Origin of the sequence: Enterobacter genomosp. S (genome assembly GCF_001631805.1) — a bacterium.
GTDB lineage: Bacteria > Pseudomonadota > Gammaproteobacteria > Enterobacterales > Enterobacteriaceae > Enterobacter > Enterobacter quasihormaechei.
In genome coordinates this window covers 272,095-287,220 of the sequence record NZ_LVVA01000001.1, presented here as the reverse complement: position 1 = coordinate 287,220, position 15,126 = coordinate 272,095, and the positions used below count along the sequence as shown (strand labels likewise).

At 54.7% G+C, this 15,126-nt stretch carries 18 protein-coding genes; 6 read left to right on the top strand and 12 right to left on the bottom strand.

Annotation, left to right across the window (positions count from 1 at the left end; genetic code table 11):
* The first annotated feature begins 33 nt into the window (after positions 1-33).
* Positions 34-261, top strand: a complete 228-nt coding sequence (locus tag A3466_RS01450) for a YceK/YidQ family lipoprotein (protein WP_063449091.1) — start codon at positions 34-36, stop codon at positions 259-261.
* 7 nt (positions 262-268) lie between these two features.
* Here the strand turns inward: A3466_RS01450 and A3466_RS01445 are convergent, their stop codons facing one another.
* From A3466_RS01445 to A3466_RS01435, 3 genes are all read right to left on the bottom strand, one after another.
* Complete coding sequence (locus A3466_RS01445) at positions 269-643, bottom strand: MysB family protein (RefSeq protein ID WP_003858026.1); 375 nt, start codon at positions 641-643, stop codon at positions 269-271.
* Positions 644-722: 79 nt separating this feature from the next.
* On the bottom strand, positions 723-1,958 hold the full coding sequence (mdtG, locus tag A3466_RS01440; protein ID WP_063449090.1) for a multidrug efflux MFS transporter MdtG: 1,236 nt from the start codon (positions 1,956-1,958) through the stop codon (positions 723-725).
* Positions 1,959-2,098: 140 nt separating this feature from the next.
* Complete coding sequence (locus tag A3466_RS01435) at positions 2,099-3,025, bottom strand: Kdo(2)-lipid IV(A) acyltransferase (protein WP_063449089.1); 927 nt, start codon at positions 3,023-3,025, stop codon at positions 2,099-2,101.
* 218 nt (positions 3,026-3,243) lie between these two features.
* Here A3466_RS01435 and A3466_RS01430 point away from each other — a divergent pair, with 218 nt between their 5' ends.
* Positions 3,244-4,293 (top strand): rhodanese-related sulfurtransferase, encoded by a 1,050-nt coding sequence (locus tag A3466_RS01430; RefSeq protein ID WP_063449088.1) that lies wholly within the window; start codon positions 3,244-3,246, stop codon positions 4,291-4,293.
* Positions 4,294-4,332: 39 nt separating this feature from the next.
* Here A3466_RS01430 and A3466_RS01425 read toward each other — a convergent pair whose 3' ends face one another.
* The 9 genes from A3466_RS01425 to mdtH form a co-directional block, all read right to left on the bottom strand.
* A complete protein-coding gene (locus tag A3466_RS01425; protein ID WP_063449087.1) occupies positions 4,333-4,911 on the bottom strand; it encodes a YceI family protein in 579 nt (192 codons plus the stop codon).
* A 1-nt stretch (position 4,912) separates the two neighbouring features.
* Positions 4,913-5,479: a cytochrome b gene (locus A3466_RS01420; protein WP_063449086.1), complete on the bottom strand. Its 567-nt coding sequence runs from the start codon at positions 5,477-5,479 to the stop codon at positions 4,913-4,915.
* Positions 5,480-5,705: 226 nt separating this feature from the next.
* The gene (locus tag A3466_RS01415; RefSeq protein WP_063449457.1) at positions 5,706-5,819 is read right to left on the bottom strand and encodes a YceO family protein; all 114 of its coding nucleotides are present in this window, start codon (positions 5,817-5,819) and stop codon (positions 5,706-5,708) included.
* Between the two features lie 50 nt (positions 5,820-5,869).
* A complete protein-coding gene (gene solA, locus A3466_RS01410; protein WP_063449085.1) occupies positions 5,870-6,988 on the bottom strand; it encodes an N-methyl-L-tryptophan oxidase in 1,119 nt (372 codons plus the stop codon).
* 112 nt (positions 6,989-7,100) lie between these two features.
* The gene (gene bssS / locus A3466_RS01405) at positions 7,101-7,355 is read right to left on the bottom strand and encodes a biofilm formation regulator BssS (protein ID WP_015570838.1); all 255 of its coding nucleotides are present in this window, start codon (positions 7,353-7,355) and stop codon (positions 7,101-7,103) included.
* Between the two features lie 273 nt (positions 7,356-7,628).
* Positions 7,629-7,874 (bottom strand): DNA damage-inducible protein I, encoded by a 246-nt coding sequence (gene dinI, locus A3466_RS01400; protein ID WP_063449084.1) that lies wholly within the window; start codon positions 7,872-7,874, stop codon positions 7,629-7,631.
* A 74-nt stretch (positions 7,875-7,948) separates the two neighbouring features.
* Positions 7,949-8,995: a dihydroorotase gene (pyrC, locus tag A3466_RS01395; protein ID WP_063449083.1), complete on the bottom strand. Its 1,047-nt coding sequence runs from the start codon at positions 8,993-8,995 to the stop codon at positions 7,949-7,951.
* 128 nt (positions 8,996-9,123) lie between these two features.
* Positions 9,124-9,684, bottom strand: a complete 561-nt coding sequence (locus tag A3466_RS01390; RefSeq protein ID WP_063449082.1) for a lipoprotein — start codon at positions 9,682-9,684, stop codon at positions 9,124-9,126.
* Positions 9,685-9,805: 121 nt separating this feature from the next.
* Positions 9,806-11,014, bottom strand: a complete 1,209-nt coding sequence (gene mdtH / locus A3466_RS01385) for a multidrug efflux MFS transporter MdtH (protein ID WP_003858008.1) — start codon at positions 11,012-11,014, stop codon at positions 9,806-9,808.
* Between the two features lie 236 nt (positions 11,015-11,250).
* Between mdtH and rimJ the strand changes: the two genes are divergently transcribed.
* The 4 genes from rimJ to murJ all read left to right on the top strand — a co-directional run bounded on the left by rimJ (position 11,251) and on the right by murJ (position 15,086).
* Positions 11,251-11,835, top strand: a complete 585-nt coding sequence (gene rimJ / locus A3466_RS01380; RefSeq protein WP_003858007.1) for a ribosomal protein S5-alanine N-acetyltransferase — start codon at positions 11,251-11,253, stop codon at positions 11,833-11,835.
* 9 nt (positions 11,836-11,844) lie between these two features.
* Positions 11,845-12,495 (top strand): YceH family protein, encoded by a 651-nt coding sequence (locus A3466_RS01375; protein WP_063449081.1) that lies wholly within the window; start codon positions 11,845-11,847, stop codon positions 12,493-12,495.
* Positions 12,496-12,497: 2 nt separating this feature from the next.
* Entirely contained in the window at positions 12,498-13,421 is a 924-nt protein-coding gene (locus A3466_RS01370) for a Gfo/Idh/MocA family protein (protein ID WP_063449080.1), read from the top strand.
* A gap of 129 nt (positions 13,422-13,550) precedes the next feature.
* Positions 13,551-15,086, top strand: coding sequence for a murein biosynthesis integral membrane protein MurJ (gene murJ / locus A3466_RS01365; protein WP_063449079.1), 1,536 nt, complete (start codon positions 13,551-13,553; stop codon positions 15,084-15,086).
* Positions 15,087-15,126: the final 40 nt, after the last annotated feature.

Below are 15,126 nucleotides of genomic sequence, written 5' to 3'. Positions count from 1 at the left end.
GCTTAATCGCCGGTATTTTTTTAGAGGTTACTCATGAGAATAATCATTGTCGTGATGATGGCATGCCTGCTCAGCGGCTGCGGCAGCATTATCAGCCGCACCATCCCCGGACAGGGCCACGGGAATCAGTACTATCCCGGCGTGCAGTGGGATGTGCGCGATTCCGCGTGGCGCTATCTCACCGTGCTCGATCTGCCGTTTTCACTGATTTTCGATACGCTATTGCTGCCCATCGATGCCAGCCACGGCCCGTACGAGTAACGGGAGCTTAACGCTCGTCCCATTCATCCGCTGCGGCCTGACCTTCTTCCGTATCCAGCGGCGGTTCGAGCTGAAACTCACCTTCGTCCCATTCGTGCAGCGTATTTTCTTCGAGCCACTCCTGACGTAACTCAATTTCGTCATAGTCGCCGTCGAATACGGCCTGCGCACCTTCACCACTCAGTATCGGCAGACATTCTCCGTCTTCACCTTCATCAGCAAAGAACTCGGCCTGCCACATAATATCGCCGTCCTGAAGGACATATTTTTGGATATTGAGTTGTTGCACGTCAGCATCTTCTTCCTCAATACCGGGATTATCGGCGAGGAATTCTTCGCGAGCGGCATCAATTGCTTCTTCCAGCGTGGCGTACATGGTCATTAGTGTCTCCCTGTTTTACGTGAAGGTATTCAGGGAAAGAATAGCTGATTATATGATTTTGCAAGTATGAATAAGAAAATTAGCCGTCACGATGTTGTGTTATGCGCGCCGGGCGTAGCGCCCGGGACAAGCTGAGCCAGGAATAGATGGCGTTGAACAGTACGACGCCTGCCGTCACGATAAAAACGGCCCGGAAACCAAAACTGGCCGAAACCCCCGCCCCGACCAGCGGCCCGGTGACGTTACCCAGATCGCGAAACGACTGGTTGTAGCTGAAAATACGCCCGGCAATCTGGTTGGTGGAGTTATAAACCAGCAGCGTCTGCACCGCCGGGAGCAACGCGCCGTCCGCAGCCCCCAGCAGGAAGCGCAGCACCCCGAGCTGCCACGGCGATTGCACCATCGACATGGGGATAAGCAGCAGAACGGAGACGATCAGGGCGCAGATGAGGATCTTCTCCGGGCCGATACGGTCTCCCAGCTTGCCGAGCCGCGGCGCGCTCAGCAGCGCGGCCACGCCGGGCACGGAGGCGATCAGTCCGCTGATAAAGGCAATGTTTCCGACGTTTCCGGCCAGATCACGCACATAAAGCGTCAAAATAGGCGCAATGGAGCCGGTAGCCACCTGGATAATCATGGTGGTCACAAACAGGCTCAGCACCAGCTTTGGATTTTTTAGCGAGGCCAGCACGTCACGGGCGTGCAGCATCTCTTTTTTGGCCACGGGGGTGAAATTCTCGCGGATGCAGATAAGCGTCACGAGGAAGCAGAGGAACAACACGCTGGCGGTAATGAAGAAGACCGGCCGCAGTCCGTAGTGGTCGGCCAGCAGCCCGCCTGCCAGCGGACCGAGCAGCGCGCCGCTTACGCCGCCAGTGGAAAGCGTACCCAACGCCCAGCCGCTTTTCTGGCGCGGGATTTGGGTGGCAATCAGAGCGTTAGCATTCGGGATAAACCCTCCGAGCAGGCCCAGGAGCGCGCGTAATATCAGGAACTGCCAGACGTTCTGCGCCACGCCCATCAGCAGCATAATGATTGCCATCCCGAGCGCGGAGCGCAGCAGCATGATTTTGCGGCCTTTACGGTCGGCCAGGCCACCCCAGAACGGCGACGCAATGGCGGAGAACAGGAACGTAATGCTGAACACCAGCCCGGACCACATATTCAGCGCGCTGTGGCCGGTCACGCCGAGCTGTTCAACGTAAAGGGGCAGGAAGGGCATGACCAGGCTGAAGGCGGCGCCGGTAAGAAAACAGCCCAGCCACGCAACCGTCAGGTTACGTTTCCAGTTTATGGGAGCATCTGAGGGGGACATAACTATCCGCATTATGGGGTGCAGGGCACCGTGACCAGTGAGGTAATAAGCCTGCTAATTATGCGCCAGGGTTATGATTGCCGCAATGACGGGAGCTTTTAAAGCTAAAACAACATGCGACCCGGAAGGCCGCATGTCGATTAATAACGAGAAGGGACGCCCTGAGGCCGGGTTTTGAAGCGGCGATGCAGCCACATGTACTGCTCCGGGGCGAGCATAATGCATTTCTCGACAATGCCGTTCATCCAGCGCGCGGTGGTTTCCGCGTCGTCGAGCGGCGGAGCGAGTTCCGGCTCCAGCATGATGAGCTGATAGCCTGAACCGTCCGGCTTACGGCGTGGCACAAACGGCACGATAGCGGCTTTGGACATCCGCGCCAGCATCCAGGTCCCGGTGGTCGTCGCGGCCTCGTCAACCGCAAAGAACGGGACAAACACGCTGGATTGCGGGCCGTAGTCATGATCAGGGGCATACCAGACCACCTCACCTGATTTCAGGGCGCGGATCATTCCCTTCAGATCTTTGCGGTCGATCATGCTTTTGTTGGAGCGCATGCGTCCGTTGGTCTGGATCAAATCGATCACCGGATTGTCGTTAGGACGATAAACGCCAATACCTGGCGCCTGCATACCGAACATGCGTGCGCCAATTTCGAGGGTCAGGAAATGAACGCCAATCAGCAGGACGCCAGTCTGGTTGGCCTGGAGATGGTGCACGGGATCCATGCCGGTGCCGGCCACTTCCGTCCAGCGCGCCATGCGCTTATCCGACCAGAACCAGGCCATGCCGGTCTCCATCAGCCCCATACCGACCGATTCGAAGTTTTTCACCACCATGTCGTGGCGCTCAGATTCACTCATCTGAGGAAAGCAAAGCTCAAGGTTGCGATACGCGATCCTGGCGCGACGCTTCATAAACTGTTGAGCAACGCGGCCCAGTCCTTTACCCATGCGGAAAATAATCGGATAAGGCAGCTGTACAATGAGCCACAACAAGCCAATGCCTGACCAGGTTAACCAATAGCGGGGGTGCAAAAGCGCGGCAGTAAATTTCGGTAACTGGGTCATGTCTGTCCTGTGTTCTTACGTCCTGAAGGGCTATTGTCTCATTTTTTAATGGATAGCCAAAATATCTGTCATCGAAACATGAAAGAGTCTGCAAGTGTTAAGTCTGATAAATCAGATTGACTGAAATGTAGCGTAAATTGTGTGGATGTAAATTGTCTTTGTTTGCTATATCATGCCGACCGATTTTTATTTCTCAACGATTGCAGGACTTGTACACCATGCCAGTGTTACACAACCGCGTTTCGAATGAGATGTTGAAAGCGCGCATGTTGGCCGAAACCGAACCGCGCACAACGATCTCTTTCTATAAATATTTCACCATCAACGATCCACAGGCGACCCGCGATGCGCTTTACCAGGCTTTCACCGCCCTGAACGTGTTTGGCCGCGTCTATCTGGCGCGAGAGGGGATTAACGCGCAGATCAGCGTGCCGGAAAGCAAGGTCAGCGCCTTCCGCGAACTCCTCTACGGGTTTGATCCCGCGCTCGATGGGGTGCGCCTGAACATTGCGCTGGATGATGACGGTAAATCATTCTGGGTGCTGCGCATGAAGGTGCGTGAGCGTATTGTGGCGGATGGTATTGACGATCCGAGCTTCAATGCCGGCAATGTGGGTGAGTACCTTAAGGCCGCTGAAGTGAATGCGATGCTCGACGATCCGGATGCGGTATTCATCGATATGCGTAACCACTATGAATATGAAGTGGGCCACTTTGAAAATGCGATGGAGATCCCTGCCGACACCTTCCGCGAGCAGCTGCCGAAAGCCGTAGAGATGATGCAGGAGCATAAAGACAAAAAGATCGTGATGTACTGCACCGGGGGGATCCGCTGCGAAAAAGCCAGTGCCTGGATGAAGCACAACGGTTTTAATAAAGTCTGGCACATTGAGGGCGGGATCATTGAGTATGCCCGCCGCGCCCGCGAGCAGGGTTTACCGGTGCGTTTTATCGGTAAGAACTTTGTGTTTGACGAGCGTATGGGCGAGCGAATTTCAGAGGATGTGATCGCGCACTGCCACCAGTGCGGTACGCCGTGCGATACGCATACCAACTGCAAAAACGACGGTTGTCATCTGCTGTTTATTCAGTGTCCTGCCTGTGCCGAGAAGTACAATGGCTGCTGTAGCGAGCTGTGCAGTGAAGAGAGTCTGCTGCCTGAAGAAGAGCAACGCCGCCGCCGTGCCGGCCGCGAGAATGGGAATAAGATCTTTAATAAATCCCGGGGTCGACTGAATACTAAACTGGGTATTCCGGACCCGGAGTAAAACGATGCCCGGCGGCGCAAAAGCCTGCCGGGCCTTTTTTTATGACTTCTGCTGAACGCCTTCCACCGAAATAATCAGCTCCACGTCCTGCGATGCCGGGCCTAAATCCGTGGTGATATTAAAATCTTTCAGATGAATTTTGCCTGCGGCTTCAAAACCAGCGCGTTTGCCGCCCCACGGGTCGTCGCCCTGGCCGATTAATTTCGCTTCCAGCGTTACCGGTTTTGTTACGCCGTTCAGCGTCAGATTACCGGTAATATTCAGCTCATCACCGTCTTTCTTTACCGCTGTCGACGCGAAGGTGGCTTGCGGGAATTTCGCCACGTTCAGGAATTCAGCGCTGCGCAGATGTTTATCACGCTCGGCGTGGTTAGTATCGACGCTGTTGGTATTAATGGTGACATTCACTTTATCGGCAGCAGGGTTTTTCTCGTCGAAAGTGAATGTGCCATCGAAATCATTGAACGTGCCATATAACCAGCTGTAACCCAGATGCTGAATACGGAAATTGACGAAGGCATGCTGACCCTCTTTATCAATTTTATAGTCAGCAGCGACAGCCGAACCGGTGGTGAATAACAGCGAACCTAATGCGATACCCAACAGGCGTTTTTTCATTTTATGCTCCAGAGTCAACTGACGAACGGCCAAGCATGCGCTTCAGCGTATCGTCTTTATCAATAAAGTGGTGTTTCAGGGCCGCAAGGCCGTGCAGAACCGATAAGATCACCACGCTCCATGCCAGCCACAGGTGAACCACACCTGCGGTGTCAGCCTGTGAACCGGCGTCAGCCAGCGTGGCGGGGACGTCAAAAAGTCCAAACACGCTGATCGGCTTGCCGTCTGCGGTCGAAATGAGATAGCCGCTGATCAGAATGGCGAACAGCAGGGCATAGAGTGCGATATGTGCACCTACAGCGCTGATGCGGGTAAGACGACCATGGCTCTTGGGGGCAGGTGGGGGCGGAGAGATATGTCGCCAGATTATGCGAATAACCAGACCCATCATCAGCAGAACCCCAATGCTTTTGTGCAATTCGGGAGCCTGATGATACCAACCGTCATAATAGCTTAATGTCACCATCCAGAGGCCGAGACCAAACATGGCATAGACGGCAAGCGCAAATAGCCAGTGTAAGCACATGGATATTATTCCGTAGCGGCTGGAAGAGTTACGCCATTGCATATGAATTTCCGTTCTCAAATGTCTGAGCACTAAAAATGAACGGGTTAAATAAATAATGCAACTGAAAAAAAAGAATAATGATTTTTATTTAATTTATTTCAGCGAATTTGAATGTGTTTGCGCGATGTATTTCAATCGCTTCGTTCAATAAATTTGAGGTGAGTTTTTATAAAAAATAGAAGTTAAATAAACTTAAAGGAGTGTCAGTAAATGTCAGCGAGTATTCTCAGAAGAATACGATATAGATGACGTCAACGATCGCCAGCAGCGACCAGAGCACAATGTAGAGCATGAAATGCTCGCGAATGTTATTGATCAGATAATTCACCAGTCTGCGCATCATGCCCCTCTCGCTAAACAGGCTCCGGTTATTCGGAGCCTGGGGACGTATTATCTGTCAAAGCGCGAGAGCGCGAAGGGAGTGAGATCAAACGAAGGCGCGATCCCCTGCGCAAACTGGGCGGCGATTTCGCCTAGCACCGACGCAAATTTAAACCCGTGACCGCTGAGCCCGGTTACGATCAGGGTATTGTCGTGTCCGGGCAGCGTGTCGATGATGAAGTCTTCATCCGGCGTGTTGTCATAGGTGCACGCTGCGCCGTAAAGCAACCCGCCTACGCCCGGCAGAATATTACGCAGGAACGTGAAGGCTTCGGAACCATCCTGCGGATAGGCTCCATACGGCTTGCGCTCTTCCGCAGAGGAAATAACCTGCCCGCCGTTATGTTTGCCTATCTTGAGCGCGTCTTTTTCCGAAGGGAAACCGTAGAACTGATCGCCATTGGGTAATTCGCCCGTAAACGCCGGGAATTTGTTCTGGCTGCTGTAACGCCCGTCAGACTGGAACCATGAGAATACTTTGCGCACCGGCTGGATGGGCAGGTCGGGCAGCAGTTTTGTCACCCACGTTCCCGCACTGACCAGCAGGCGTGCGGCGGTATATTCACCCTCAGACGTGGTGACGGTTGAACCATCGGCATGGTGGGTGATGCCCGTGACCGGACAGTTGAACAATTGCGCGCAGCCCGCTTTGGCGGCGAGATCGATCCAGGTCTTAATGGCCGTTTCGCTGTGCAGCACGCCGGAGTTGGCTTCAAACAATCCAATATAATCTTCAGGGACAGAAATTTCCGGCCAGCGCGTCATAATGCCGTTCGCATCCAGACGCTCTACCTCCAGGCGGTAGGCTTTCGCGCTTTCCTCAACATTCGCCAGAAACGTGGAGCTGGAAGGCCCCAAGTTAATGACCCCGGTGCGCTCAAAAATGCGCTCCTCGGTGAGTGCCGCCAGTTCGTCCCACAGCGTCTGAGCCCGAAGCACCAGCGGTACATAGCGTTCACCTTCACCGTAAGCGTGACGGATCAAACGGGTATCGCCGTGATGGCTTCCTTCAGAATGGGGGGGAAGGTGGGCGTCAATCATCAGCACATTCAGACCCGCCTGCGTGGCGTAATAACCGGCGGCAGATCCTACGGAGCCGCTTCCGATAATGATCAAATCGTATTTCATAGGCTTCTCTTTACTAACGCTTTGTTAGCAGAGTAATTAACTATGTGGGCTTATACAAGAACGAAATAAATAAGGCACCGCGAGGGTGCCTGTTGAGTGAAGAGGCATAAGATTAATGCCGTTTATACTCATTTTCCTGGTAGTCGCCAGATTCTATTTTTGCGATGCCTGCTTCCAAAATAGAGATAAACTGACGGGCGACGTCTGTTGTAAGCCACAGCGTCTGTCCAACTTCCGCTTCATCACGGTTTTGCTGATTTGGGGTCTGGTAGTGCAAACGCAGCATCAGCGCATCGTAGCTGTCTACGGTGCTGATATCCCAGCCAACAAGCGGATGGGTCTGGATCACTTCACTATTCTTTTCCATTATAACCCCCTTAATGCGTGTTAGAAGACAACGACTTTGAGGTTCAATGCATGTTTTTCTGAAAGCAATTTCAGTATATCAATTAATAAGGGTTCAGAAGGAAAAAATAAACGGGTAGCAACACATTTTTATGCTTTTTAGGATTGTTCGAGCAATAAAACACCATCTTGTTCACGATTTTCTAAGAAGATGCTGAAATATTTTGAACTTACAGGAGACGAAACGAAAAAAAGCCGGGGCGACCCGGCAAAAAACACAATGAGGGAGCAAATTTCAATCCGTGATGAACCAGTCGTCGGCGCTTTCCCAGGTTTCCTGCAAAATTTCGCTGATGCGGTCTTTGTCTTCTTTCGCGCCGCCGATGACGAAAAGATGGTTTGCCGTTGCATAACGTACCGTTACGGCGCCATCGTTTTCAGGAAAAGTACTGTGAATACGTCGGGATAGCTCACCCGCCAGCGCGTCGAGTGCGCCAGCAGGCAGGACGGTGGTTTTTGCAATGGTGACTTCAATACGCATAAATGCCCCCTGTGTAATATACTGTTTATTTATACAGTTATATTATCGGTTTGACAACAGGGAGCGACAGTTTTTTAGCGTTTTACCGTCCAGCTTACGGTTTCACCGGCCAGGAACGGGATCAGCGTATCATCGGTGAGCGCAATCGACTTTTCAACCTGGCTTTCTTTACGCTCCAGCTCAATGAAGGTGTCATTGACCGGCAGACCGTAGAAACGTGGACCGTTGAGGGAGCAGAAGGCTTCGAAATGCTCTAGCGCGTTCATATCTTCAAACACGGTTGCGTAACTTGCCAGGGCGGTCGGCGCGTTGAAGCAGCCTGCACAGCCGCAGCTCGCCTCTTTCCGGTGACGGGCATGCGGGGCGGAATCCGTGCCCAGAAAAGCGCGAGGGAAGCCGCTGGCCACCAGCTCACGCAGCGCCTGCTGGTGGATATTGCGCTTAAGGATCGGCAGACAGTACAGATGTGGGCGAACCCCGCCCACCAGCATGTGGTTACGGTTAAACATCAGGTGCTGCGGGGTGATGGTGGCGGCAATCAGTTCGTTTCCATCCCGGACGTACTCTGCGGCATCTTTGGTCGTGATATGTTCAAACACCACCTTCAGCCCCGGAAGACGCTGGCGCAGCGGCTCCATCACCGTTTCAATAAACCGCGCTTCGCGATCGAAAATATCAATATCAGCATGGGTCACTTCCCCGTGCACCAGCAGCGGCATCCCCAGTTTTTGCATACGCTCCAGAACGGGCATGATGGCGTCAACGCTGGTCACCCCATGGCTGGAGTTGGTGGTGGCGTTTGCCGGGTAGAGCTTCGCAGCCGTGAACACACCTTCGTTAAATCCGCGCTCAACCTCATTGGGATCCAGTGAGTCCGTCAGGTAGCAGGTCATCAACGGGGTAAAATCGTGCCCGGCCGGAACGGCGTCAAGGATACGCTGACGATAGGCGATCGCGGCCTCGACGGTGGTGACTGGTGGAACCAGGTTAGGCATTACAATCGCACGGCCATAAATTTCGCTGGTATACGGCACGACGGTTTTCAGCATATCGCCATCACGAAGATGGATATGCCAGTCGTCTGGGCGGCGGATTTTGAGAACCTGGGATTGTACAGTCATGGAAGCTCCGGCTTGAAAGAGATCAGTCATAAGATGGCTGTTTTTGCCGGACACAAATCATAAGCGGAAACGTTTTCGTTTGCACACACTTCCGTTAAAAAAAACGGGCGCCTGAGCGCCCGGAGTCTTTAGTCGGTGAAAGGAATGATGATTTCACCCGGCTTCACCTCTATCCCTTTGGCATATTTTTTCGCCAAAGATTCGCCCTTACTCTTGTCTTCGCTCAGAACGTAGGCGGGCTGCTGGTTAAAGTAATTCTGCAACGACTGGTTGAGATAAGGCATCAGCGTTTGCAGCACCGGTTTCATTTTGTCCGGCGTCACAACCGCGTCCACAATTTCCATCTCTTGCAGGAAAATTGCCCCTTTCTCTTTATTAAAGACCGGCAGCGCCTTGAGCTTCAGCTTAATGTCCGCTTTCTGATTGCCGAACAGCGAGGTCATGTCCAGGCTGGCATCGCCGGAAAGGGTGACTTTGTTAGGCTCCTCGCGACCAATCTGGCTGGCGAGATTCGTCAGAACGATATGCGCATCCGCAAGGCCGGGTACGCCGATATCTTTTGAAAATTTATTATGTTTTTCCAGCGCCTGATTAATTTCCTGCTCACTGACGGTGTACTGCGTAAGCTGGTTACATCCCACCAGCAGACCACTGACAACTAACGCAGCGGCAATAACGATCTTTTTCATGGCGTTCCTCAACATAAAATCGGCGCATCTTTCCTGATACGCCAGTATGTCAGGGTGATCCAACAGAAACCAGCAGAAAAAACTGATAGTGGAGGGAGGCAAATTTCCTCCCGCCAGAAAGTCAGGCGCCGGGCTCCAGCATCCCGCGCGTGCTGCGTTTATCGCTGAACTGCCACCAGAGGGCAATCAGCGTCATAAAGCCGACCATACCGAGCATGACCCACGGCAGCTCCGGCTGATGGAGGGCTTTTCCGGCATCAAACAGCCAGCCGCCGCCGGTGTACCCCAGTGCGCCGCCAAGCGCCAGTCCAAGACGGCTGAACCCCATGTAGCTGCCCCGGGCGCGAGCGTCGGCAAGCGACGCGCTCAGCGTTTCACGGGCTGGCTCGGCAATGATGGAGCCAATATAGAAGGTACAGATCAGCATAAACAGCTGCTGGAGTGAGCTCACCAGGCCGATGGGCATCATGCTCAGCGTCATCAGCAACAGCCCGGCCATCAGACGGTGCTCAAGCCGGAAACGGCGCTCGCTCCAGCGGGCAATCGGATAAAGCAGCGTCAAAGAGAGGCAGGCCTCAATGGCATACATCCATTTCACTGCCGCCGGCGTGCCGGCAATATCATTAACCATGATCGGCAGCATCAGCATGACCTGCACGGCAAGCATATAGTAGCCGGTCAGGGTTAACACATACGTGACGAAGCGTTTATCGCTCAGCACGCGGTCAAGCCCTTCCCGCACTGGCGCTTTAACTGTCGACAGCTTCCACGCAGGCAGAAACAGACCGTTAAACAGCGCGCAGAGAATAAACAACACCGCGCCGGTTGCGCAGACCAGACGGAAATCGTATTGCAGCAGCCAGCTTCCCAGCAGGGCGCCCACGACCGCGCCGGCGCTGTCCTGCATCATCAAAATTGAGAAGAAGCGACCCCGGTGTTGCGGGCGGATCAGCTTAACCACCAGCGCGGTACGCGGCGGGTCGAAAAGGGTGCCGCCAATGCCGGAAAGGAAACAGGAGAACCACAGCAGCCAGGGTTCATGCGCGATGGCCATCGTGGCGAAGCCCGCCGCACGTAACAGCATGCCGGTAACAATCATCGGTTTCGCGCCGAAGCGGTCGGCAATGGCGCCGCCAAACACGCCCAGGCCCTGTTGGACAAACTGGCGTAAGCCCAGCGCGATCCCGACCATCAACGCCGCCCAGCCCATTTGATCGACAAAACGAATCGATATAAGCGGAAAAACGACAAAAAAGCCGAGCACGACCAGCATGTTATCGACGAGCAGGAAATATTTACCCAGGCTCCTGGCCTGTGATACGCGGGACATTTTCCCTCCAGGGAAAACAGAAGATGAGCACGCTAACATTCTGCGGTGCCGCCACACTTTTTCCCATACCCGCTGGCGACAATATTTTTTTATCAAAAAGGTGCTTTGATAGAGAGTTCTCATCGAAAAATGTGAAAAGCGATCAAAATGGTATGTCACTGTTTTCACAGAAGGCACAGGCACAGGTATAGTAAAGCTAACTGGCAGAGCAGAATCGACGGGAAGGAGTGGTATCGATGTTTGGCTATCGCAGTAATGTGCCAAAAGTGCGTCTGACGACGGACAGGCTGGTCGTTCGTCTGGTGCATGAGCGTGATGCCTGGCGTCTGGCGGATTATTACGCCGAGAATCGCCAGTTTTTAAAACCCTGGGAACCCGTTCGTGACGAGAGCCACTGTTATCCCTCCGGCTGGCAGGCGCGCCTCAGTATGATTGCGGAATTTCACAAACAGGGAAGCGCGTTTTATTTCGCGCTTCTCGACCCTGAAGAGAAAGAGATCGTTGGCATTGCCAATTTTTCAAACGTGGTGCGTGGGTCGTTTCACGCCTGTTATCTCGGGTATTCCATCGGCCAGAAATGGCAGGGGCAGGGGCTAATGTTTGAGGCGCTGACGGCGGCGATCCGCTACATGCAGCGTACGCAGCATATCCATCGCATTATGGCGAACTATATGCCGCACAATAAGCGCAGCGGCGATCTGCTGGCCCGTCTGGGGTTTGAAAAAGAGGGCTATGCCAAAGATTACCTGCTGATTGACGGCGAGTGGCGGGACCATGTCCTCACCGCGCTCACCACGCAGGAGTGGACCGCGGGTCGTTAAGGAGAAAAGATGAAATATCAGTTAAATGGCACCGAAGCGCGCGTGATTGGCTGCCTGCTGGAAAAGCAGGTCACGACGCCGGAACAGTATCCCCTTTCCGTCAATGCCGTCACGATGGCCTGCAATCAGAAGACGAACCGTGAGCCGGTGATGAACCTGGGCGAACACGAGGTACAGGATATCCTCGACGAGCTGGTGAAACGCCACTACCTGCGTACCGTCAGCGGCTTCGGCAATCGCGTCACTAAATATGAACAGCGCTTTTGTAATTCTGAATTTGGCGATTTAAAACTCAGCGCTGCGGAAGTGGCTGTTATCACCACGCTGCTGCTGCGCGGGGCGCAGACGCCGGGGGAACTGCGTACGCGCGCCTCTCGCATGCATGAATTTCGTGATATGCAGGACGTTGAACAGACGCTGGAGGGGCTGGCCTCACGTGAGGACGGTCCTTACGTGGTGCGCTTACCCCGCGAGCCGGGCAAGCGCGAAAGCCGCTATATGCACCTGTTCAGCGGCGACGTGGATACCTCTGCGCTGGCCGCTGAATCCGACGCGCCAGCGTCAAACGACAGCCTGACCGCGCGCGTGGCAGCCCTGGAAGAAGAGGTTGCCGGGCTGAAGCAGCGTCTGGATGCTTTACTCGCACACCTGGGAGATTAAACGTGACAACATTACGCATTGGCGTTGTAGGCCTGGGCGGGATTGCGCGAAAAGCCTGGCTGCCCGTTTTAGGCGCAGCATCAGACTGGACGCTCCAAGGGGCGTGGTCGCCTACCCGTGAAAAAGCAGAGCGCATCTGCGAAACCTGGCGCATCCCTTATGCCGGTTCGCTACAGGATTTAGCCCGTGAATGTGATGCGGTATTTGTGCATACCTCTACGGCAACGCACTACCAGGTGGTGAGCGAACTGCTGAACGCGGGCGTTCACGTCTGCGTGGATAAGCCGCTGGCGGAAAATGTGCAGGATGCTGAACGTCTGATTGAGCTGGCTGCGCGTAAAAAGCTGACGCTGATGGTCGGTTTCAACCGCCGTTTCGCCCCGCTCTATCAGCAGCTCAAGGCTCAGTCCGGCTCGTTTGCCTCCCTGCGCATGGATAAGCACCGTACCGACAGCGTGGGGCCGAACGATCTGCGCTTCACGCTGCTGGATGATTATCTCCACGTTGTGGATACGGCGCTGTGGCTGAGTAACGGAAATGCACGCCTGCAAAGCGGCACGCTGCTGACTAACGAGCAGGGCGAGATGGTCTACGCCGAGCATCATTTTGCCGTTGAACATGTGCAGGTGACGACCAGCATGCACCGCCGGGCGGGCAGCCAGCGCGAGTCCGTGCAGGCCGTTACGGATGGGGCGCTGTATGACGTCACCGATATGCGTGAGTGGCGGGAAGAGAAGGGCAACGGCGTGGTCGCGTTACCCGTTCCCGGCTGGCAGAGCACGCTGGAGCAGCGCGGCTTTGTGGGCTGCGCGCGTCACTTCATCACCTGCGTGCAAAATCAGACGGTGCCTGAAACGTCCGGCGAGCAGGCAATTCTGGCGCAACGCATTGTGGAACGACTCTGGCGTGAAGCGATGTCGGAATAACCCGCTGTAACATCTGCCGATAGTAATTCCCTGAAATCCGGTTAGACTAAGCGCCGCTTGTTGGCTTTGCCGGGTGGCGCTGACGCTTACCCGGCCTACAAATCCGTAGGGTTGTGGAACTTCACGTTAATGAACTTATTAAAATCGCTGGCAGCCGTCAGCTCGATGACCATGTTTTCCCGCGTGCTTGGCTTTGCGCGCGATGCCATTGTGGCAAGGGTTTTTGGCGCAGGGATGGCAACGGACGCCTTTTTCGTCGCGTTTAAGCTGCCAAACCTGCTTCGCCGTATTTTTGCCGAAGGGGCCTTTTCACAGGCATTTGTTCCAATCCTCGCGGAATATAAAAGCAAGCAGGGCGAAGATGCCACCCGTGTTTTTGTGGCCTACGTTTCCGGTTTACTGACCCTGGCGCTGGCGATCGTCACCGTTCTTGGGATGCTGGCAGCGCCCTGGGTGATCATGGTAACGGCGCCGGGCTTTGCCGACACGGCGGATAAATTTGCCCTGACGACGCAACTGCTGCGTATCACATTCCCCTATATCCTGCTGATTTCACTGGCGTCGCTGGTGGGTGCCATCCTGAATACCTGGAACCGCTTCTCCGTTCCGGCCTTTGCCCCCACGTTCCTCAACGTCAGCATGATTGGCTTTGCGCTGTTCGCCGCGCCGCATTTTAACCCGCCGGTACTGGCGCTGGCCTGGGCCGTGACCGTCGGCGGCGTGCTACAGCTTGCCTACCAGCTTCCGCACCTGAAAAAGATCGGCATGCTGGTTCTGCCGCGCATTAATTTCAAAGACGCGGGGGCAATGCGCGTTATCAAACAGATGGGACCGGCGATCCTCGGCGTCTCCGTCAGCCAGATCTCGCTCATCATCAATACCATCTTTGCCTCCTTCCTGGTGTCGGGCTCGGTGTCCTGGATGTATTACGCCGACCGCCTGATGGAGTTTCCGTCCGGGGTGCTGGGCGTGGCGCTGGGGACTATTCTGCTGCCGTCGCTGTCGAAAAGTTTTGCCAGCGGCAACCATGATGAATATTGCCGCCTGATGGACTGGGGCCTGCGCCTCTGTTTCCTGCTGGCGTTACCCAGCGCGGTGGCGCTGGGGATCCTGGCGAAACCGCTGACGGTGTCGCTGTTCCAGTATGGAAAATTCACCGCCTTTGATGCCGCCATGACGCAGCGTGCGCTTGTGGCCTATTCGGTGGGGCTGATGGGGCTGATTGTCGTGAAGGTGCTTGCGCCCGGCTTCTATTCACGTCAGGACATTAAAACGCCGGTTAAGATTGCCATTGTGACGCTGATCATGACTCAGCTTATGAACCTGGCGTTTATTGGTCCGCTGAAACACGCGGGTCTGTCACTGTCGATTGGTCTGGCGGCCTGTCTCAACGCCGGGTTGCTCTACTGGCAGCTGCGCAAGCAGGATATCTTCACCCCGCAGCCGGGCTGGGCAAGCTTCCTGCTGCGCCTGGTGATCGCGGTACTGGTCATGGCGGCAGCGCTGGTGGGCATGCTGTACGTGATGCCTGACTGGGCGCAGGGCACTATGCCATATCGCCTGATGCGTCTGATGGCCGTTGTGGCCGTGGGCGTAGTGGCATATTTTGCCACGCTGGCGGTGCTTGGCTTCAAGGTGAAAGAGTTCACCCGCCGCACGGTATAAACGCCAAAAGGGGAGTCACCAGACGGTGCTCCCCGTTTCA